Annotated in this window: 15 protein-coding genes; 7 read left to right on the top strand and 8 right to left on the bottom strand. The window is 42.2% G+C overall.

Annotated elements, in window-relative coordinates; all coding sequences use genetic code 11:
• Positions 1-102 precede the first annotated feature (102 nt).
• The 4 genes from QL886_RS01785 to pdxH all read left to right on the top strand — a co-directional run bounded on the left by QL886_RS01785 (position 103) and on the right by pdxH (position 6,152).
• Complete coding sequence (locus QL886_RS01785) at positions 103-2,088, top strand: mechanosensitive ion channel family protein (protein ID WP_290177428.1); 1,986 nt, start codon at positions 103-105, stop codon at positions 2,086-2,088.
• Between the two features lie 277 nt (positions 2,089-2,365).
• Positions 2,366-3,838: an IMP dehydrogenase gene (guaB, locus tag QL886_RS01780; RefSeq protein WP_057760534.1), complete on the top strand. Its 1,473-nt coding sequence runs from the start codon at positions 2,366-2,368 to the stop codon at positions 3,836-3,838.
• A 212-nt stretch (positions 3,839-4,050) separates the two neighbouring features.
• Positions 4,051-5,418 carry a phosphoglucosamine mutase gene (glmM, locus tag QL886_RS01775; protein WP_290177427.1) on the top strand — a complete coding sequence of 456 codons (1,368 nt, stop codon included), beginning with the start codon at positions 4,051-4,053 and terminating at the stop codon, positions 5,416-5,418.
• Between the two features lie 71 nt (positions 5,419-5,489).
• On the top strand, positions 5,490-6,152 hold the full coding sequence (gene pdxH / locus QL886_RS01770; RefSeq protein WP_290177468.1) for a pyridoxamine 5'-phosphate oxidase: 663 nt from the start codon (positions 5,490-5,492) through the stop codon (positions 6,150-6,152).
• Positions 6,153-6,294: 142 nt separating this feature from the next.
• On the opposite strand, the gene QL886_RS01765 is transcribed toward pdxH, so the two are convergent.
• From QL886_RS01765 to QL886_RS01735, 7 genes are all read right to left on the bottom strand, one after another.
• Entirely contained in the window at positions 6,295-7,557 is a 1,263-nt protein-coding gene (locus QL886_RS01765) for an HlyD family secretion protein (RefSeq protein ID WP_290177426.1), read from the bottom strand.
• 85 nt (positions 7,558-7,642) lie between these two features.
• Positions 7,643-9,331: an MFS transporter gene (locus QL886_RS01760; protein WP_290177425.1), complete on the bottom strand. Its 1,689-nt coding sequence runs from the start codon at positions 9,329-9,331 to the stop codon at positions 7,643-7,645.
• Between the two features lie 422 nt (positions 9,332-9,753).
• Positions 9,754-10,383 carry a glutathione S-transferase gene (locus QL886_RS01755; protein WP_290177424.1) on the bottom strand — a complete coding sequence of 210 codons (630 nt, stop codon included), beginning with the start codon at positions 10,381-10,383 and terminating at the stop codon, positions 9,754-9,756.
• Positions 10,384-10,387: 4 nt separating this feature from the next.
• Positions 10,388-11,065, bottom strand: coding sequence for a type 1 glutamine amidotransferase domain-containing protein (locus QL886_RS01750; protein ID WP_290177423.1), 678 nt, complete (start codon positions 11,063-11,065; stop codon positions 10,388-10,390).
• Positions 11,066-11,304: 239 nt separating this feature from the next.
• Positions 11,305-12,354, bottom strand: coding sequence for an NADP-dependent oxidoreductase (locus tag QL886_RS01745; protein ID WP_290177422.1), 1,050 nt, complete (start codon positions 12,352-12,354; stop codon positions 11,305-11,307).
• Between the two features lie 167 nt (positions 12,355-12,521).
• Complete coding sequence (locus QL886_RS01740) at positions 12,522-13,733, bottom strand: iron-containing alcohol dehydrogenase (RefSeq protein ID WP_101205076.1); 1,212 nt, start codon at positions 13,731-13,733, stop codon at positions 12,522-12,524.
• Positions 13,734-14,102: 369 nt separating this feature from the next.
• Positions 14,103-14,702, bottom strand: coding sequence for a TetR/AcrR family transcriptional regulator (locus QL886_RS01735; RefSeq protein WP_057760518.1), 600 nt, complete (start codon positions 14,700-14,702; stop codon positions 14,103-14,105).
• A 532-nt stretch (positions 14,703-15,234) separates the two neighbouring features.
• Between QL886_RS01735 and QL886_RS01730 the strand changes: the two genes are divergently transcribed.
• The gene (locus tag QL886_RS01730) at positions 15,235-16,713 is read left to right on the top strand and encodes an aldehyde dehydrogenase family protein (RefSeq protein WP_290177421.1); all 1,479 of its coding nucleotides are present in this window, start codon (positions 15,235-15,237) and stop codon (positions 16,711-16,713) included.
• 119 nt (positions 16,714-16,832) lie between these two features.
• On the opposite strand, the gene QL886_RS01725 is transcribed toward QL886_RS01730, so the two are convergent.
• Positions 16,833-17,081: a hypothetical protein gene (locus QL886_RS01725; RefSeq protein WP_290177420.1), complete on the bottom strand. Its 249-nt coding sequence runs from the start codon at positions 17,079-17,081 to the stop codon at positions 16,833-16,835.
• A gap of 213 nt (positions 17,082-17,294) precedes the next feature.
• On the opposite strand from QL886_RS01725, the gene QL886_RS01720 reads away from it, so the two are divergent.
• Complete coding sequence (locus QL886_RS01720; protein ID WP_290177419.1) at positions 17,295-18,677, top strand: DASH family cryptochrome; 1,383 nt, start codon at positions 17,295-17,297, stop codon at positions 18,675-18,677.
• Positions 18,678-18,746: 69 nt separating this feature from the next.
• Positions 18,747-19,184, top strand: coding sequence for a DUF3429 domain-containing protein (locus QL886_RS01715; protein ID WP_290177418.1), 438 nt, complete (start codon positions 18,747-18,749; stop codon positions 19,182-19,184).
• Positions 19,185-19,407 lie beyond the last annotated feature (223 nt).

Here is a 19,407-nt window from a genome sequence, read left to right as displayed (position 1 = left end):
AAGTCAGCTTTAGGCTGGCTTTTTTTTGCTTACTGAATTAGGTTAAAGCAGCAGCGATATATTTTTTATACTTTCTTTTTGTAGACTGATGGCTTTGAAAACATGAATACACTTAAAGACAATCCTATGGACCATCATTGTGCCGTTTTGCGCTCAGATGATAATCATCAAGTAGATGTAGAGAAAAGTCGTTTTAAAAGCCATGTGCTGCAAGTACTGTTGGGCTTTTTGATTGTCGCTATAAATGTCATCTATTCACCCGTTTATGCAGCAAATAGTGAAAATGCACAGAGTGCGAGCGAGCCGGAAAAACAAACGCCTAGTAAGCCTGATAGTTTTTCTGAATATGCCGCTCAGCAAGTCAATGCGCTTAAAGATGAAAGTGTTAGTATTTCTGGTATTACTGAAGAAATCTTTGATCCTACTGAACGTAACGCAGTAGAGCAGGCAGGCAGGCTACAAGGGGATACGGCACTGACCGGAGAATATAGTGAGAGCTACTATATTCTCGATAAACTAAATGCAGGGTTGCCACCGTTATCTGAGCCAGCTAATTTAGAAACACCGCTTGCAGCCTTAGAGTTTTTTCAATCAGCGTTAATGAAGCAGCAGTATGATTTGGCCGCTTACGCACTAAACATGAATTTGATTGATGAGAAAAGCCAACGTAGCCGTGCGCTTGATCTCACAAAGCGACTGGATTTCTTATTGTCTGAAAAAGAGCTCTATGTATTCGACGATATGCCAGATCGTCCCGATGGCTTAATTGAACCACCACTTGGTAATAATAGCAGTGTCATGGGTATTGCCAGACGTTCTATTCAGCTTGGCTATATTGATTATCGCGAGCGCCGCGTTCCTATCTATTTGCAGCGAGTACGAGTAGGGGATAAAGCCCCTGTTTGGGTGTTTTCGGCGCAGACAGTAGGCAATATTGATAATCTCTATGAGCAGTATCATCCAGCCGAGTTCGAACGTTATTTGCCTACTTGGTTAAAGCTAAAGTTTTTTGGAATTGCGTTATGGGAATTCTCAGCGCTCATATTGTTCTTTTTATTAACCATGGGTATGGGTTGGCTACTGAGTAAAGGTACTGCAAAAATCATCAATCATTATATCGATGAAGAAAAATACAGCATGTATGTTGGCAGTACCAACGGCGTCGCAGATTTGGTTAGCAAGCTAACAGTACCATTAACCTTTACCATCAGTTTTTCACTGGTTTTTACCTTGGTTTCTGGTGGTTTTCCTTATTTAGATGCAGTCGCCTCATCCACTCGTCCATTGATTTGGATTGGTCTGGTATTTAGTACCATGTGGTTGGGTATTCGTATCATTAACTTTTTTGCCAATCGCTATCAAGACATGCAGATTGAAAATTTGGCTGCAGAGCATTTCGATAAAGAACGTCGCCGCCGTACTTATGTATCAATATTTCGCCGTGTGTTTATTTTCGCGATGATTTTGGGAAGCTTCTGGATAGGTCTTAGTGAATTTGCAAATATGGAAGGCCTTGGCAAAACTTTATTGACTTCAGCGGGTATTGCAGGTGTGGTTATCGGTATTGCGGCACAGCCAATATTAGGGAATATCATCGCTGGTGTACAGGTAGCAGTGACGCAGCCAGTGCGAATCGGCGATAGTGTGATAATGGATGGCAATTTTAGTACTGTTGAAGACCTGCGTTACACGTATGCCGTGTTAAAAACATGGGATGAGCGTCGCTTGATCGTGCCAATGCGTGAGCTAATCACTGAACGAGTGGAAAACTGGTCGCATACGGAGGTTCATCAGACCTGTCCTGTGTTTTTGTATATCGACTATGGTGCAGATATTGACGCTATCCGAGAGACGTTTATATCGATGGTCAAGGACAATAAGCTTTGGGATAATAAAACAGAACCTGAGATGTATGTGGTTGATGTGACCGAAAATACCATTCAACTGCGCGGCGCTGTTTCATCGGTAGGGCCTATAGAGGCATGGACGCTAGCCTGTGAGATACGGGAGCAAATGCTTGGTTACCTGCATGCACAACAGAACCAATATCTACCTACAGAGCGCTTTACGTTAACAAAAGGCGACTAGAAATTGGGAATAGCGATGAGCCTTGCGAATTTAATTAGCTTTAAAAGCCAGTTATTAATGGTTTGAAGCACAACTACCATCGATAAAGACGCACTTGTGTAAAATAATCTGACAAATATAGTGTGTCAGCGAGGCGCTTATTTGTTATAATGTGGCGTTATTTTTATAGGATAACTGAGTGGTTAGCGATGAGTCGGCACTGTGCTTGCAGCTGCAATGATTGATACGCTTAACCCTGAGCTCCTACCCATCAAAATAACCACCACTAGGGGTCTGTATGTTGCGAATTGTCGATGAAGCCTTAACCTTTGATGACGTTTTATTATTACCAGCCTATTCTGAAGTTCTGCCAAAAACTGCTGATCTGTCTACTCGTTTGACCAAAAACATCACACTTAATCTTCCGCTAATCTCTGCGGCAATGGATACTGTGACTGAGTCTGAAATGGCTATCACTATGGCACAGCTTGGTGGCATGGGTATTTTGCACAAGAGCATGGACATCGAAAAGCAGGCCACACAAGTACGCCGTGTCAAAAAATTTGAAGCGGGTACCGTCGTTGACCCTATCACTGTGCATCCAGAGATGACCATCGGTGAATTGCTGCGTTTGACTCAAGATAATAATATCTCAGGTGTGCCTGTGGTCGAAAAAGGCACGGATAACGTTGTGGGTATTGTTACTCATAGAGATTGGCGTTTTGAGACCAATTTGTCATTGCCAGTTAGTCAGATTATGACGCCTAAAGAGCAGCTAGTAACTGTGCATGAAGGTGAAAGCAACGAAAATATCAAAAGATTGTTGCATGAGCATCGCATCGAAAAAGTCATCGTTATTGACGATAATTTCCGCCTGCGTGGTTTGATTACTGTTAATGATTTTGCCAAAGCTGAAAACAATCCAAATGCGTGTAAAGACGAGCAAGGTCGCCTGCGTGTTGGCGCAGCTGTTGGTACAGGTGCAGATACGCAAGCACGCGTTGAAGCATTAATCGCCGCTGATGTCGACGTTATCGTCGTTGATACTGCGCACGGTCACTCAAAAGGCGTGATCGATAAAGTATCTTGGATTAAGAAAAACTACCCGCATGTGCAAGTAATCGGTGGCAACATCGCAACAGGTGAAGCTGCAATCGCTTTACGTGACGCAGGTGCTGATGCAGTAAAAGTAGGTATCGGCCCTGGTTCTATCTGTACCACACGTATTATTGCAGGTATCGGTGTGCCACAAATATCAGCCATTGATAATGTTGCTAGTGCTTTAAAAGACAGCATTCCATTGATTGCTGACGGTGGTATTCGTTATTCAGGTGATATGGCAAAAGCAATCGCTGCTGGTGCATCATGCATCATGGTTGGTTCACTCATGGCTGGTACTGAAGAAGCGCCAGGTGAAGTTGAGCTGTTCCAAGGTCGCTACTATAAAGCGTATCGCGGTATGGGTAGTTTGGGTGCGATGTCAGGATCAAACGGTTCTTCAGATCGCTACTTCCAAGATGCAAAAGACGGCGTAGAGAAGCTAGTACCAGAAGGTATCGAAGGCCGTGTTCCTTATAAAGGACCAGTTGCGGGTATCGTTAATCAGTTGGTTGGTGGCTTACGTTCATCAATGGGTTATACGGGTTCTGCCACGATTGAAGATATGCGTACCAATCCGCAGTTTATCAAAGTAACCTCAGCGGGTATGAAAGAGTCGCATGTGCATGATGTGCAAATCACTAAAGAAGCACCGAACTATCGAGTAAACTAGATCGTTCCGTGAAATACTTCTCTTTTATAGTTTTAAATCGTATTAATGTTAGCTGAGACGTAAGGCTGCAGCGAGCTTAAGATACAAACAGCCAACAATGCTATGTTATTGTTGGCTGTTTTTTTTGTAAAATACAGAAACAGATTATTACAACAATAGTATTGCCTGCATATACGTTTGGCCTTTTATTTTTTTGACTTGAGGAACACATAATGAGCTATTTTGGCACCGATGGTATTCGTGGAAAGTTTGGTGAATTGCCTATTACACCTGATTTTATTTTAAAATTGGGCTACGTCACTGGGCTTGTTCTCATAGAAAAAAATGAAAATCCTGCGCGTAAGCCAAGTGTGGTGATTGGTAAAGATACGCGTCTTTCAGGATATGTGATAGAAGGAGCACTACAATCAGGTTTTAATGCGGCTGGTGTTGATGTTTATATGCTTGGTCCATTGCCGACTCCAGCGATTGCGCATTTGACCCGTAGTTTTAATGCAGATGCTGGCGTGGTTATTTCAGCCTCGCACAACCCTTATTATGATAATGGCATCAAGTTTTTCTCAGGCGACGGCAAAAAACTTACTGATGAGATGCAAACTGCAATTAATGATAAATTGACGGCAATTATGAATGACGTTAATAGTGACGTTGCTATGATGCCTATTCTTGATCCTGCAAATTTAGGTAAGAACAATCGTATTAATGATGCAAAAGGTCGATATATTGAATTTTGCAAAGGCAGCTTTCCTTATCAATACGACCTTAGTCATCTGACGGTAGTAGTGGATTGTGCCAATGGTGCGGGCTATAGCGTAGCACCTAGAGTAATGCGCGAATTGGGGGCCAACGTGATTGCCATTAATAATACGCCAGATGGCATCAATATCAATGCTGAATGTGGCTCTACTCATCCTGAAAGCTTACAAAAGGCTGTGCTTGAGCATGACGCAGATGTCGGTATTGCGCTTGATGGTGATGGTGACCGTATCGTAATGGTTGATGAGACGGGTAAGCTAGTCGACGGCGACGGTATCTTATATGTGCTTGCTACCCAAGGTAAAACCAAAGCTGAAGGCGTAGTGGGCACGCTCATGAGTAACATGGGGCTAGAGCTGGCATTAAAACATGCAAATATTCAATTTACTCGCGCAAAAGTGGGTGATCGCTATGTGATGCAGGACTTAGAAGCTAATAGTTGGATATTGGGCGGTGAGCCATCTGGTCATATCTTATGCTTGGACAAAAGTCGCACAGGAGACGCTATCATTGCTGGTTTGCAAGTACTGGCAGTCATGCAAGCCAGAGAGCGTGCGCTAAGTGAACTTGTTGAAGGTTTTGAAGTGTTGCCGCAAAAGTTAGTCAATGTACGCTTATCTCAAATGCAAGACCCATTCAAACATGAAGAGTTGGTTGCTGCTTTTGATAAAGCACAGGCAACGCTAGAGGGTCGAGGTCGTCTATTGATACGTCAGTCAGGTACAGAGCCTATGATTCGCGTGATGGTAGAGTCAGATGATGAAATTGAATGCGATGTAATGGCGAATGACTTAGCTGATCTTATAAAATCAGTACTAGGCTAATAGTATTTAAGACAATAACTGGTATTTAAGACAACAACATTATAGTTTTCAAATAAGGAACTGCTATGGGCATGGACTTTACCGACCAACGCCTCTCATACGAGAAAGGCGAGCTTGACCAACAGTCAGTACCAACGTCACCATTTGAGCTCTTTAAAGCTTGGATGAATGAAGCGTTAGCACAAAAGGTGCAAGAGCCTTATGCAATGAGTTTGGCAACATGTGGCGCAGACAATAAGCCTAGCGTCCGTATTGTGTTACTACGCGAAATTACTGAGACAGGTATTGTTTTCTATACCAATTATGAAAGCGCGAAGGGGCAAGATATTGCAGAAAACCCTAATGCCGAAGCATTATTCTTCTGGCATGAGCTGGAGCGTCAAGTCCGTATCAGCGGTAGTATCGCTAAAATTGCTGCTGATAAATCGGCTGCTTACTTCCAAAAGCGTCCTCACGATAGCCAAGTAGGTGCTTGGGTCAGTCAACCGCAAAGTGGTGAAGTGGCCAATCGTGAAGTCATGGAGCAAACGTTTGAACAGCTGCAAGCAGCACATCCTGATAATACTACCGTACCAACGCCAGAATTTTGGGGCGGGTATGAGATTACGATTGAAAATGTTGAGTTTTGGCAAGGTCGCGCCAATCGAATGCATGACCGCATTGTGTATACGCAGAGTAGCGGTGACGACAGTGAAGGCAGTACAAGCTGGACAACCAAACGCTTATTACCATAGTTGTTATAGTTTGAAGCTATAGATTATATAAAACTAAAAAAGCCACTCTAAATCCAATTTCTTTGGTATCTAGGGTGGCTTTTTTACGTTAACTATTTACCTTATTTGGCATTATTTTTTAATTAAATTTTTATTTAACCTTTCATTTAATATTGGTATCGACATCCACTGAGACTGACATACCAGGACGTAAGCGTGCCAGTTCAGGCTGATCTTGGTCTAAGTCGATGCGTACAGGGATACGTTGAGCGATTTTTATGTAGTTACCAGTCGCAGGGTTGGCTGCACCTGCACTAAACTCACTGCCCGTTGCTGGCGAGATATTACTGATGTGACCATTAAATTTGGCACCGCCAAGCGCATCGACATGAATGGTCGCAGGCTCACCGATTGCCATATTGGCTATTTGAGTTTCTTTAAAGTTTGCAATGATCCAAATGCCTTTTGGCACGATATACATAAGCTGCGTACCAGCGCTGACGTATTGGCCTTCTTTGACACTGACTTGGCTTAGCTGGCCAGATTCAGGCGCAGTGATAATAGTATTGTCTAGATTGATTTGCGCTTGCTTGACGCCTGCCTCAGCATTTTTGATATTTGCATCTAGCGATGAGCGACTACCGCTAGTCTTTTCACGGTTTTCTTGAGCGGCCTGTAAATTGGCTTCTGCTTGCTGTACACCTGCCTGCGCTTGAGCCAATTGCGCCTTGATATGAGCAACTTCTGCTTTAGATACCGCACCAATAGCATCTAAACCTTGATAACGGTTAACATCTTCACGTGCACTCTCCACATTGATTTTGGCACTATATAAATCAGCTCTACGTGCTTCAATTTGTGCTTGGCTGGTTTGCGTATCTTGCTCATTAGTAGAGCGGTTAGTAAGAGCTACTTCGGTATTCGCTTGTGCTTGTTCGAGCTGCTGCTGAAAGGTTCGATCGTCAATCTTTATGAGTAAGTCGCCCGCTTTTACGTTGGCGAAGTCTTGCACTGCTACCTTAGTGACATAGCCAGAAACTTGCGGACTAATAATAGTCGTCTGACCTTTGACGAAAGCATTATTGGTTTGCTGTACCGTTGGGGTGAACGGTGGGAGCTTCCATGCATACAAGATCAATGCTACGCCAATGACAATCAATAAAATTAATAAGCCTAAGTTTAGATAGGACTTTTTCTTGGGCGACCAACCAGTAGTATCGGGTATCGGCTCTTTTGGCGGCATCGGCGGTTCATTGCTATCTGAACTGTTTTCTACATCACCTTCTGCTGTCTCAGTTACTGATGGCGAAGAAGTTGTAGCAGACTCTTTTTTACTTATATCGGACGCTAGAGGTGTGTCTGTTGCTGGAGCGCCAGTGGACGTCTGAGGTGTTTGATTAAGCTCATTTGGTTTTTCTTGGCTCATGACGTGCTCCTAAATTTTTAATAAATATCAAAATAGACTGGCTATAAATGAATGGGGTGAGACATTATCAATATAATAAGCTGAGTTATTTTGACTCACGCATTTTTGCAATAACGGCAAGCTCTTTAGCAAGTGGATTACGCTTGTGGTAACGATTATAAAAATAGTTGATCAATAAAATGGCTGTAACGAAAGTAGCAAAACTGGCCATCAAAAAGAACAAATCGCTATAAGCGGAGACAGTTGCTTGGCGCTGAATCCCTTGCAACACTTGGCTCATCGCGGCCACATTCGCTTGTGCTGCGTCCGTCGTTTGGTTTGACAATACACTACGAGTACCAGCAATTTGAGCGCTAAACGTAGGATCACCAAAATTCAGTGAGCTGACCATATCCGCATAATGTACTTGCGTACGAATGGTCGTAAATGCCTGAATAGCCGCTGCACCTGCCAATCCGCCAACCGTTTGGGAAATACCAAAGATAACCGAAAAACTAATAATATAAGCAGGACCACTAGCAATAGCACGCAGGAATCCTTCAAAAACCAAAGGCCCCATGAAATATACCGCAGCAAATGCAATCAAAAACTGGCTAATATAAAACATATAAGGAGCAGAATTAATAGAGACCCCAACGTCCATCCAAGAGCCCAAGGCAATCAATGCCACTGCAAAAATAACGGGACGGCGCAAGTCCATCGGATTGGTACTAAAAATACTAATCACCAAAGCCAATACACTGGCAGCTATTATGACAGCATAAAAAGTAACCAGCTGATCGTTACCATAGCCCAAATTGGCAAGTAACCCTGCAGCACCAACATTTTGCTCAGATAGCAAAATTCGCATGACCGCGCCGGTAATCATAAAAGCAATAATATTGCGGCTACGCATCCAGCGAACTTGTAGCATCGGGTTTTTGCGATGCGTTTCAATCCATAGAGCGACGCCAATTCCAACGATAGCAATCATTAGGGGATAGACGAGCCAAGGCGTCGTCCACCATAAAATCCTACCTTGCACCAAAATAACAGCCAGTGCAGCTAGACCGCTCGCAAAAAAAGCAAAGCTTAAAAAATCGAGTTTTTCAAATACTTTTTCTGTATTGCCTGGTGGTAACTCCAATATATTAATCAGCCCAAAACAAATCAGTGCCAAACCAAATTGAAATAAAAATAAGTTTTCAAGCTGACCGTCGATGGCGAGATAGGGCGAGATGATTCGTGATAATGGAATACCAAACTGTACCAAGCCAAAACCCAATATCAAGCCACTGGTACGCTTGACGGTTGGCATACCTTGCAAACAATAGAATAACCCTAAGATGGTCATGCCACTTGCGACCATACCGCTAAGTCCTCTGGCTACAATCTCTAGATAATAAGGCTCAATTCCAATATTAGGCGTATCTAGTAGATGACTACTGATTAGCCACTGTAAACTCGTGGCAGCCAACAAAAAGAACAGAGTGATTTTACTAAACAGTGACATACCAAATTGTTGGCGAATTTTGTACAGCAGAACGGTGATACAGGCGTTGGTCATATTATAGCTAACAGATATCCAACCACCTTCGGCTGGCGTTAAGCCCAGTTGACCTTGAATTTGAGTAAGATTTGCGACGAGCAGACCATTTTGGAAGCTGGCTGTGAGACCCACAAAAATCCCAATAAGCAAATAAAATACTTTACGGCGTGCTGGATGGTCAGGATTGGCTGGAGATCCCACCATTATTGGCTGTTCGTGGGGCTTAAACTGGTATTCGTTACTCATGGGCGTACCACAATCTGTATAAGGAAATAGAGTGATATAGGACAGATGCCAGACGGGGAGTCAGGTCACTGTAATTGGTATTTATAGCGTGAAAAGCCAGTCAACTCACTGATGGTATCTGAAAGATAACCCAAAAAATTCAGAAAGGATTTTATCATAACTTTTATCGTGCTTTTGTCATCGACACGTAATTCATGGATGGTGCTGAGCAATTTGTTTGGTTGCTCTGTAGCTTAATGCTCTCATATGACATTGATGACTATAATTCGATGGTTACTCATGCAATCATAAAATAAAGCACGCATAAAAAACAGCTCTATACAGAGCTGTTTTTTTTGTATCGAAAAATTGTTCAGTCAGTAAATAGTATTGTGGCTAATACCGAGGTATCAATGAATACTAAGTATTAATAATACTAAGTACTAAATCGATTCATCATATTTTGCTTCTAGCTGCATTGCACGCTGATAGCTATCAAGACCAGCCAGTTTTTCAGCATACTGTTTGATATGCGGATAGGCGTCAAGTTTCTGACGCTTAGCAAGAATAATCAAATCGAATGACAGCATAAAGTCGGCACCGCTTAGCTTATCACCCACAATAAACGACTTACCTTCAACTGAGGTATCCAGATATTTAAACAGTCTGGTTTTTTCTGTATCGATATAGCCACTCAAAAACTCATTTTCATCAATGCCTGCTTTTTTGGTAAATAGCTCAAGCATTAATGGCAACATCAGCGAGCTTTCTGCAAAGTCAATCCACTGCAGATAATATCCATAATCTGAACTATCTGTAGCAGGACGCAGACGCTCTGGCGCAAATCGTTCAATCAATAACTCCGTAATGGCCCCTGATTCAGCATAAATTTGGCCGTCCATCTCGATAACCGGAGATTTACCGAGTGGGTGAACTGCCTTCAGAGAATCTGGTGCCAAATGAGTTTTGGCATCGCGCTGATGACTGACCACTTCATAAGGCACGCCTAGCTCTTCTAAGAGCCAAAGCGTACGCAACGAACGTGACTGATTAAGGTGATGTAAGCGAATCATGATATTAACCTTTGAGCTTGTTGATCAAACGCTTAGCCGCTTCTTCTGATGAGGCTGGGTTTTGACCTGTGATCAATAAACCATCTTCGACCACAAACTCTTCCCAATCAGCGGCTTTTTCATAGTTACCACCGTTGGCTTTCAAGACATCTTCTACTAAGAAAGGCACCACGTCTGTTAGGCCAGCCGCTTCTTCTTCTGAGTTGGTAAAGCCAGTAACGGTTTTACCTTTTACTAAGTACTCGCCATCAACTTTGACGCTTTTAAGCGCGCCAGGTGCATGACAAACAAAGGCAACAGGCTTGTCTTGCTTGACGAAATTCTCGATCAATTCGATAGAGTTCTTATCTACTGCCAAGTCCCACAATGGACCGTGACCACCTGGATAAAAGACTGAATCAAAATCTTCTACTTTCATGTCAGCAAGTTTCTTGGTATTGGCCAAGTGCTCTTGCGCCTCTTTGTCGTCTTTAAAACGCTTGGTATCTTTGGTTTGTGTATCTTCAGTATCGCTACTAGGATCTAGTGGTGGCTGACCACCTGCAGGAGACGCTAGAGTAACATTGGCACCCGCATCGAGAAACGCATAGTAAGGAGCTGCAAATTCTTCTAGCCAAAAGCCAGTTTTCTTGCCAGTATCGCCTAAACGGTCATGAGAAGTTAGTACCATTAAAATGTTCATAATTATCCTTGTTTATTATTTATGTGTTAGTAACTATATAGCCAACAGTCATAAGTTTTACGTTGCATCATTAGCCGTTTTTACTTAATTAGCCTAGATGCAAATAATGACTGTTAGCATTATTCCTGCTTTGTGAGCAACTTTCAGTAGTAATATTAGAAATTTATGTTGTTAAGTAGTTATTCATAACGATTGCTAACTGTCAGCAGCTGCTTAACTAGTCAATGTTTAACCAATAACTATTTAACGTCAGATACTTTGATTACGGTTTTACCAAAGTTATCACCGTTTAACATACTGACAAATGCATCTGGGGCATTATCTAGACCGTCAGTAATGTGCTCTTTGGTTTTTACTTCGCCTGACTCTACCCATTTGCTCATAGTTTCTAAGAACTCTGGAAAGTGGTCGCCGTACTCTTCAAAGATAATGAAACCTCTGACAGTTAGGCGTTGACTTAAGATAAGACCCATCAACATACCTAGGCGATCTTTGCCATCCGGTAAATCAGTGGCGTTGTACTGCGATACCAGACCACATACTGGAATACGTGCGTGGTCGTTAAGTAACGGCATTACCGCATCAAATACTTTACCGCCAACGTTTTCATAGTAGATGTCGATACCATCTGGACATACTGCTTTTAATTGCTCAGCGAAGTCGTCAGCTTTGTGATCGATACAGATATCAAAGCCAAGCTCATTGACTGCGAAATCGCATTTCTCTTTACCGCCTGCCACACCAACAGTGCGAAGACCATATTGATTACCCACTTGACCGACCGTAGCACCGACAGGTCCAGTGGCTGCAGCGACAACTAACGTTTCGCCTTTCTGTGGTTTGCCGATATCAGTCAGACCCATGTAACCAGTGAAGCCGGGCATACCTAACACACCTAAACCATAAGAAGGGTTTGCCATGTTTTTGTCCAGTTTCAGGACGCCTTCGCCATCACTGACACTGTAGTCCTGCCAGCCTGAGTTTGATACGACTAAATCGCCTACCGCAAAGTTATCGATATTCGACTCGACCACTTGCGCTACGGTACCACCCATGATGACGTCACCGACCTCTAACGGGTCTGCATAGCTCTTGGCATCACTCATACGTCCACGCATATATGGATCTAGTGATAGATATACAGTGCGTAGTAGCATCTCGTTATCTTTTGGCGTAGGAATATCGCTAGTCGCCATGTCAAAATTGTCAGCAGTAGGTACGCCATTAGGACGGCTAGCCAATTTGATTTGACGGTTTGTTTGTTGATTCTGTTGTTTGTCGAAGCTCATTGTAGGACTCCTTTATATTTATTAATTGTCATTATTATAGTGGTATTAAGTGTAGTAGCTACTCAGCATGGAATAGCTACTATTATAAATAGCATAACGATATGTACTTATTGTTACTGTCGCGATTTTTCTTATAATTGTTCTGACGGTTCTTGCTAAAGCGCCTATTAAGACGCTTTGCTAGTTACAGCGCGCTGCAAAATACGACGTGATACTTCTAAGTCGTTGGTACCATGTTCACCAAGCTTAACCATGTTATGTACTTCAAGCTGCTTGATGATTGGATCAATCGCTGACTCCGTCAAGTCAACATCTTCTAGGCTAACTGGCAAGCCAAGCTCGCGGAAGAAGTTTTCAGTATAGACAATAGCAGTTTCAATGATCGCATCGTCGTCTAGGTCAGTATCGGTAATGTTCCATACGTTACGTGCATACTGAAGCAATTTTTCTTTTTTGCTTTCTTTTAGCTCACGCATCACTGATGGCAATACGATGGTTAGCGTACGTGCATGATCGATAGCGTGTAGTGATGTTAGCTCATGACCAACCATATGAGTTGTCCAATCTTGTGGTACACCAGTACCGATCAGACCATTCAATGCCATGGTCGCCGTCCACATAATGTTCTTACGTGTTTCTAGGTTTTCTGGATCTTGCTTAACAACTAGACCTTCATCGATAAGGATTTTAAGCAAGCTTTCAGCAAAGGCATCTTGTACTTTCGCGTTTACTGGGTAAGTCAGATATTGTTCCATTACATGAACAAATGCATCAGCCACACCATTCATAACCTGACGCTCAGGCAAGGTAAGTGTTTTGATTGGATCTAGAATTGAGAATTTAGGGAAGGCAAGTGGGTTACCAAATGGTAGTTTTGCTTGACGTTCACTATAGTTGATCACGCCGCCTGAGTTCATCTCAGAACCTGTGGCTGGGATGGTCAATACCGCGCCCAAATCGACAGCAGAGTCGATGTTTTTGCAATAACCAGTTAAGGCATCCCAAGCTTGGTCACGTGAGACAGTGCCGTCTTCTTCAGTCAACGAAGAAACGAGTGCGACAAATTTGCTGCCGTCAATCACAGAACCACCGCCAACTGCTAATAAGAAGTCGATGTTGTGCTCATTAACCATATCAGCGGCTTTTAATAACGTAGTGAATTCTGGGTTGGCTTCAATGCCACCGAATTCAAATACAGTACGGTTACCGCTTGCCGCTAATGCTGTTTTTACTTCATCTAATGTACCAGTGCGCTGTGCTGAACCACCACCATAAGTAATGAGGACACGCGCATCAGTAGGGACTAGATCTGATAATTGCTCGATTTGACCTTCACCAAAAACGATACGGACTGGGTTGTAATATTGGAAATTATTCATAAGATTCCTAATTAGTAATAAAAAGTTTTTAATAAAAACGGTTCAATTAAATGGTTTTGACATGAGATATTGTCTGATATCAATCAATGAATGATAAGCAATGCTCGTATAGACATTCATTCTTAATATTTGTGCGCATTGTACATCAATTAGACCAGTCGTCTAGTGATATTTACAAAACTCTCGTATAACTGTCTAAGCCGTATGCAGATGTCTTTCAGAAATTTGTTTAAAAAAGAGAAGGCAATGAAGCATACTGAACACTCAAGCATAGTACTGACAGCTACTATCTATGAGCGTTATGAATATTCAATGTGCCTTAATGGTTACGTTAGAAGTGCAGTCGCTAGAAATCCGAACAGTTGACGATTAGCGTCCCATTTGGGTCGTGGTCATCTGCCAAATTTCTGCTAAAGGCGTATTGGTTTGGCTAATCTTTGCAATCAAGCTTGCGCCAAGCCATGCAAAATACCAACGCTTGGCCATACTCTCAGCCGAGATGTTATCGTGACGAGGGACAGACTCATCGAGCCAGCCAGCTTTGATCTGCTTAGCAAGCCACATGGTCGTCTGCTGATAGCCAGTATCGAGTGCCTTACGCATGGTTTCTGACATATCGGCCACCTCTGCGCTGAGCTTCACTACCAAGCATTTCTCATGGTCACAGCCGTTCTGCTGGGTGTCATACCAGTTTTGAAAATAATCATATAGTTTTTGCTGTGCACTGACATCTTGTGCATCGATGACATCCAACCGAGTCTTATATAAACTAAAATAATGATTAATAATTGCTTCACCAAAGGCTTCTTTAGAAGCGAAATAATGGTAAAAAGAACCCTTTGGCACACCTGCTGTATCTAAAATTTGCTTTAGACCAACAGCGGTAAAACCTTTCTTAGCAATTAATTGGTAGCCAGTAGCAAGTAAATGAGCTTTGGTATCTGGGGTAGTTGCGTCTGTATTAGACATAAACAGGATTGTCTCCCTTAGTAGTTGCTTATATTAGCGTATGTATTAGATAGTCAGTTAAAACAGTTAACGTTCATTTGAACGTCACGTTGATGGCGTATTGTAATAGGATATAGTTATATATGTTACGTTTTATCAACAATATTCACTGACAAAGTAGTCTTGTTTTATTAATAGCTATGGTAGCATTAGACCGGTCGTCTAGCAAGATAGGTTTTGTTGTTATCCGTTACCGTTAGTGTTTATTGCTAAAGAACATCTTTCATTAGAGCTTTTTTAATTGATAACTGTTAATTGATCTAGTCGATGCAATTTAAGAGTAGTACAAGGCAACCGAGTGCAGATGTATATTTGATACCTCAAGCAAGGTTAACGCTGTAATACTTTTATAGTGTGATGACTATAGATCGGTAACGATTTTAGACTTACTACTTGCCAGATATTTTCTCATTAAGATATCGCCGACTTAATAATTTTATTTTAATAATCGAAAACCAATACTTAACATAATAAATTAAAAATAAGGATGATTATGTCAACCAATACTACGAGTACATATAGTGATTTCCATTTACAGTTCATCGCTGGTGAATGGCAAACCGGTAAAGACGATAGTACCAACACCAATACCAACCCATATAACGGTGATACGCTGGTAGAGATCCAGCAAGCGACCAAGGATCAGTTGAACGAAGCCTATGATGCGGCGACCCAAGCTCAAGAAGCGTGGGCCAAGCAAACACCAGCAGCGCGTGCTGCAGTGTTGTATAAAGTCGTAAACATACTTGATCAGCGCCAAGAAGAAATCGTTGATTGGCTAATCAAAGAGTCGGGCAGTACCCGTATCAAAGCCATGGTCGAGTTCGGTGCGACGCGCGCGATTACCCTTGAAGCAGCGACATTCCCTAATCGTGTCCATGGTGAGATTCGCCCATCGAATACCCCTGGTAAAGAGAACTTCATCTACCGCGAGCCTATCGGTGTAGTCGCGGTCATTAGCCCATGGAACTTCCCACTACATTTAACGCAGCGTTCTATTGCACCAGCCCTAGCGCTTGGTAATGCCGTGGTACTCAAGCCTGCTAGTGATACGCCAGTGACAGGTGGCTTGCTATTGGCCAAAGTATTTGAAGAAGCGGGTCTACCAAAAGGTCTATTAAACGTCGTGGTCGGCTCAGGTAGTGAGATAGGCGATGCAATCGTTGAACACAAAGCGTCAAGTTTTGTGTCATTCACAGGATCAACTTCAGTGGGTAAACACATCGGTGAGCTAGCTAATGGTGGTGAGCATATCAAACAAGTGGCACTTGAGTTAGGTGGAAACAGTCCATTTGTTGTACTCAAGGATGCAGATATTGATCAGGCAGTAAAAGCAGCCGTGTTCGGTAAGTTCTTGCATCAAGGCCAGATTTGTATGGCTATTAACCGAATTATTGTTGAAAATGAAGTGTACGATGAGTTTGTAGAGCGTTTCTTGTCTCATGTTAAAACGTTACAGGTAGGTGATCCTAACGATCAAGGTACTGCTATTGGCCCAATCATCAATGAGAAACAAGTTCAGTCACTTAGAGATAAGATTGATGAGGCACAGAAAGAAGGCGCAAAAATGCTCTTGAGCGGTGAAATCAATGGTCAATTAGTCCCACCCCATGTCTTTACCGAAGTTACTAGAGAGATGGATATTGCCTATAATGAAATATTTGGACCATTGATAGGCATTATTCGAGCCAAAAATGAAGAGGATGCTTTGTCGATAGCTAATGATTCTATGTATGGCTTATCTAGTGCGGTGTTTACCGCAGACATGCAAAAAGGTTTACGTTTCGCTCGTGGTATCCGAGCAGGTATGACCCATATAAATGATATTCCAGTAAACGATGAAAGTAACGTGGCTTTTGGTGGTGAGAAAAATTCAGGTATTGGCCGTTTCAACGGTGAGTGGGTACTAGAAGAATTCACCAGAACACATTGGATCTCAATGCAAAATGAGCCACGTGAATATCCGTTCTAATTGCCTTAAATTAGAATCTAGTTGATAGCTAATAAAAAAGACCGCTTTGATAGCGGTCTTTTTTTGTGAGACATTCAATGTTTTACTGAGAGCGATATATTTGAAAGCTAGTCAATAATTTATCTGGCATGAAAGCCAAGTAATCCTTCAATTTCTTCCATAGTTATCCGTCTTACCAGTGCTTGCTCTTCTACTGACAGGCGATTGGTGTGTTCTTTTATCATTGTATGAATACTTCGCGATATCTCAGAGGTCGTTGCGTAATACATTTGAGGCTGCTCTTTTGTCAACCTCATCAAAAATCGATTGATAAGTTTACGCTTTTCATCTGATTTATTTTCTTCAGTCGTAGTATTATTTTGAGTCATGGTGTTCTCCTAGAGGTAAGCCATTTAAGCAGTCAGACATATGAGAGTCAATGCTTATAAGTGGTTTCTGGGGCTGAACGCATTGCCTTACAAGTGTTAGGCTTGCATCATAGTTGAATGCTAAGTATGTTTTACATCGTATATGATATTTCAAGATTAAAGACTAAAGATTAAAAATAATAGATAAGCGCTAAACAGCCAGAAGGATAGGGTATGCTAAATCAAGCAGCGAACAACTCAGCGAACAGAAATGTCACATTGGTGCTATTTCATAATGACTTGCGGGTAGCGGACAATGCCACTTTGCTAAAAACATCTGAAATCTCCACTTATGGAAAGCTACTACTGGTTTATGCGTCATCGTTGACAGACATATTAGATGATAAAGACCATTACGAAGCCTATCATTACGACAGTATGGGGCAAGCTCGTCAGCAGTTTTTGCATGAGAGCCTAGCTGATTTAAATGCGTCATTGAGGCAACGGGGTAATAGGTTGCTGTATTTACAGAAAGACGATGAAGCATTGGACGTCTTTACTCAGTTGAGTGGTCTAATAGCGCAGCAACAAGTGACAGATATCTGCGTCAGCCAGACGGCAGATTATAATCAAAATAAAGTATATGACCTTCTACAGGCGAAGCATCCAGGGATACAGTGGCATATACATACAACGGCGACTTTGTTTGATGGGTTACCGTTAGAGAGCTTACCCAAAAGCTTTACTCAATTTCGTAAACAAGTAGAAGCCGATTGTGATTTGCTGCATGCAGGAAAAGATATAGCCATTTCCCCAACGCTAGAATCACTTGCTCCATTACCTGAAAATATGCAGAGTAGGGACGAGTACTTTTTTGAATCTCAATTATCTAATGAGGCAGAGATTAATAAGACATTAAAGCAAGCATCTAACTTTACAGGTGGTGAGTCAAATGGTCTTAAGCACTTAGATGCTTATTTCTGTTCCGATGCGCCCAGCACTTATAAAACTACCCGAAACGCGCTTGATGAGTGGTCGCATTCCACAAAGTTCTCCGCTTGGCTTGCAAACGGCTCGCTGTCTGTAAACACAGTATTAAATCGTTTGCGCCGTTATGAGCGCGATATTATCGCAAATGACTCTACCTACTGGATATGGTTCGAGCTGCTGTGGCGTGAGTATTTTTATTGGTATGCTGTCACCCATCGGCAAAAGTTGTTTTGGTTTAAGGGCATCGCTCAGCACGCGCCTTCAAATCAATTGGACGAAAATCTGTTAGCACAATGGAAGAATGGTACGACACCGTATCCTATCGTCAACGCATGCATGAACCAATTGAATGCGACAGGTTATATGTCGAATCGCGGACGACAACTGGTTGCTAGTTGCTTTATTCATGAGCTAGGGCTTGATTGGCGTTACGGGGCAGCTTACTTTGAGCAACATCTTGTTGATTATGATGTAGGCAGTAATTGGGGTAATTGGCAATATCTGGCAGGCGTCGGCGCTGACCCAAGAGGGTGCAGGCAGTTTAATCTCGACAAGCAAACTCAGCAATACGATCCAAATGGTGAGTTTATCCGTCAGTGGCAAGGCAACGCTCAAAAGATCGACTAATTTATGTTGAAAACTCCCACCTAACAGGTGACAACTATTATTAGACTAATTATAAGATAGGTTTAAACAATGAAAAAGCCCAGTCCTTATCTCATTTTTGCAGGTGCTATTCCGTTTGTCGCCTGTGCATTTTTATTGATAGTAGACGTTTTTACCGTGCCTATGCTTGGTTCAGTAATCGATGTATTAAGTGCTTATGGGCTAGTGATTGCATCATTTATGGCAGGCGCACATTGGGGCAATCATTTAGATTTAGCTGATGACAATAAGTGGGCAGTTAGGCTTCCACTGTATAGCAATGTCATTGCGCTTGGCCTTTGGCTTGGGTTTTTAATCTTATCAGCCAGTAGCTTTATTTGGCTACTGGTTGTCGGTTTTATAAGTCTATTGGTTATTGATTATAGTCTGCATCGCGCGCAGATTATTAGCGATGTATATTTTAAAATTAGACAATATGTAACGGCGATAGTCGTCGTATCGTTAGTTGTTGCGGCATTACAGTTATAAGTGAAATTAACTAAGTCATGGCTAAATAATAGCTAAAGAACAGCCAGATTGCTTTCTCTATTTTTATATAGTCAAATCCATATAAATCCGCTACATCGTCATCCTCGCTAAGCATACTAATGTATAACTTGCGCTCGGTTTCCTTGTATCGAAATTATTTGAATTCAACTATACTTGAGATTTTGCTTCTAGAGATTTCCGTAGGCGCTGCACTTTAATGGAT

The sequence above is a fragment of the Psychrobacter sp. APC 3281 genome, assembly GCF_030407815.1.
Classification (GTDB): Bacteria; Pseudomonadota; Gammaproteobacteria; order Pseudomonadales; family Moraxellaceae; genus Psychrobacter.
Note: the sequence above shows the minus strand (reverse complement) of the source record. Positions and strands in the feature narration are given on the sequence as shown.

Bases quoted from the DNA above. Each gene is read 5' to 3' on its own strand.
- QL886_RS01730 (WP_290177421.1), top strand. From the start codon at position 15,235: ATGTCAACCAATACTACGAGTACATATAGTGATTTCCATTTACAGTTC.
- QL886_RS01735 (WP_057760518.1), bottom strand. From the start codon at position 14,702: ATGTCTAATACAGACGCAACTACCCCAGATACCAAAGCTCATTTACTT.
- QL886_RS01750 (WP_290177423.1), bottom strand. From the start codon at position 11,065: ATGAACATTTTAATGGTACTAACTTCTCATGACCGTTTAGGCGATACT.
- QL886_RS01725 (WP_290177420.1), bottom strand. From the start codon at position 17,081: ATGACTCAAAATAATACTACGACTGAAGAAAATAAATCAGATGAAAAG.
- QL886_RS01745 (WP_290177422.1), bottom strand. From the start codon at position 12,354: ATGAGCTTCGACAAACAACAGAATCAACAAACAAACCGTCAAATCAAA.
- QL886_RS01785 (WP_290177428.1), top strand. From the start codon at position 103: ATGAATACACTTAAAGACAATCCTATGGACCATCATTGTGCCGTTTTG.
- glmM (WP_290177427.1), top strand. From the start codon at position 4,051: ATGAGCTATTTTGGCACCGATGGTATTCGTGGAAAGTTTGGTGAATTG.
- QL886_RS01765 (WP_290177426.1), bottom strand. From the start codon at position 7,557: ATGAGCCAAGAAAAACCAAATGAGCTTAATCAAACACCTCAGACGTCC.
- QL886_RS01715 (WP_290177418.1), top strand. From the start codon at position 18,747: ATGAAAAAGCCCAGTCCTTATCTCATTTTTGCAGGTGCTATTCCGTTT.
- QL886_RS01740 (WP_101205076.1), bottom strand. From the start codon at position 13,733: ATGAATAATTTCCAATATTACAACCCAGTCCGTATCGTTTTTGGTGAA.
- QL886_RS01720 (WP_290177419.1), top strand. From the start codon at position 17,295: ATGCTAAATCAAGCAGCGAACAACTCAGCGAACAGAAATGTCACATTG.
- guaB (WP_057760534.1), top strand. From the start codon at position 2,366: ATGTTGCGAATTGTCGATGAAGCCTTAACCTTTGATGACGTTTTATTA.
- QL886_RS01760 (WP_290177425.1), bottom strand. From the start codon at position 9,331: ATGAGTAACGAATACCAGTTTAAGCCCCACGAACAGCCAATAATGGTG.
- QL886_RS01755 (WP_290177424.1), bottom strand. From the start codon at position 10,383: ATGATTCGCTTACATCACCTTAATCAGTCACGTTCGTTGCGTACGCTT.
- pdxH (WP_290177468.1), top strand. From the start codon at position 5,490: ATGGACTTTACCGACCAACGCCTCTCATACGAGAAAGGCGAGCTTGAC.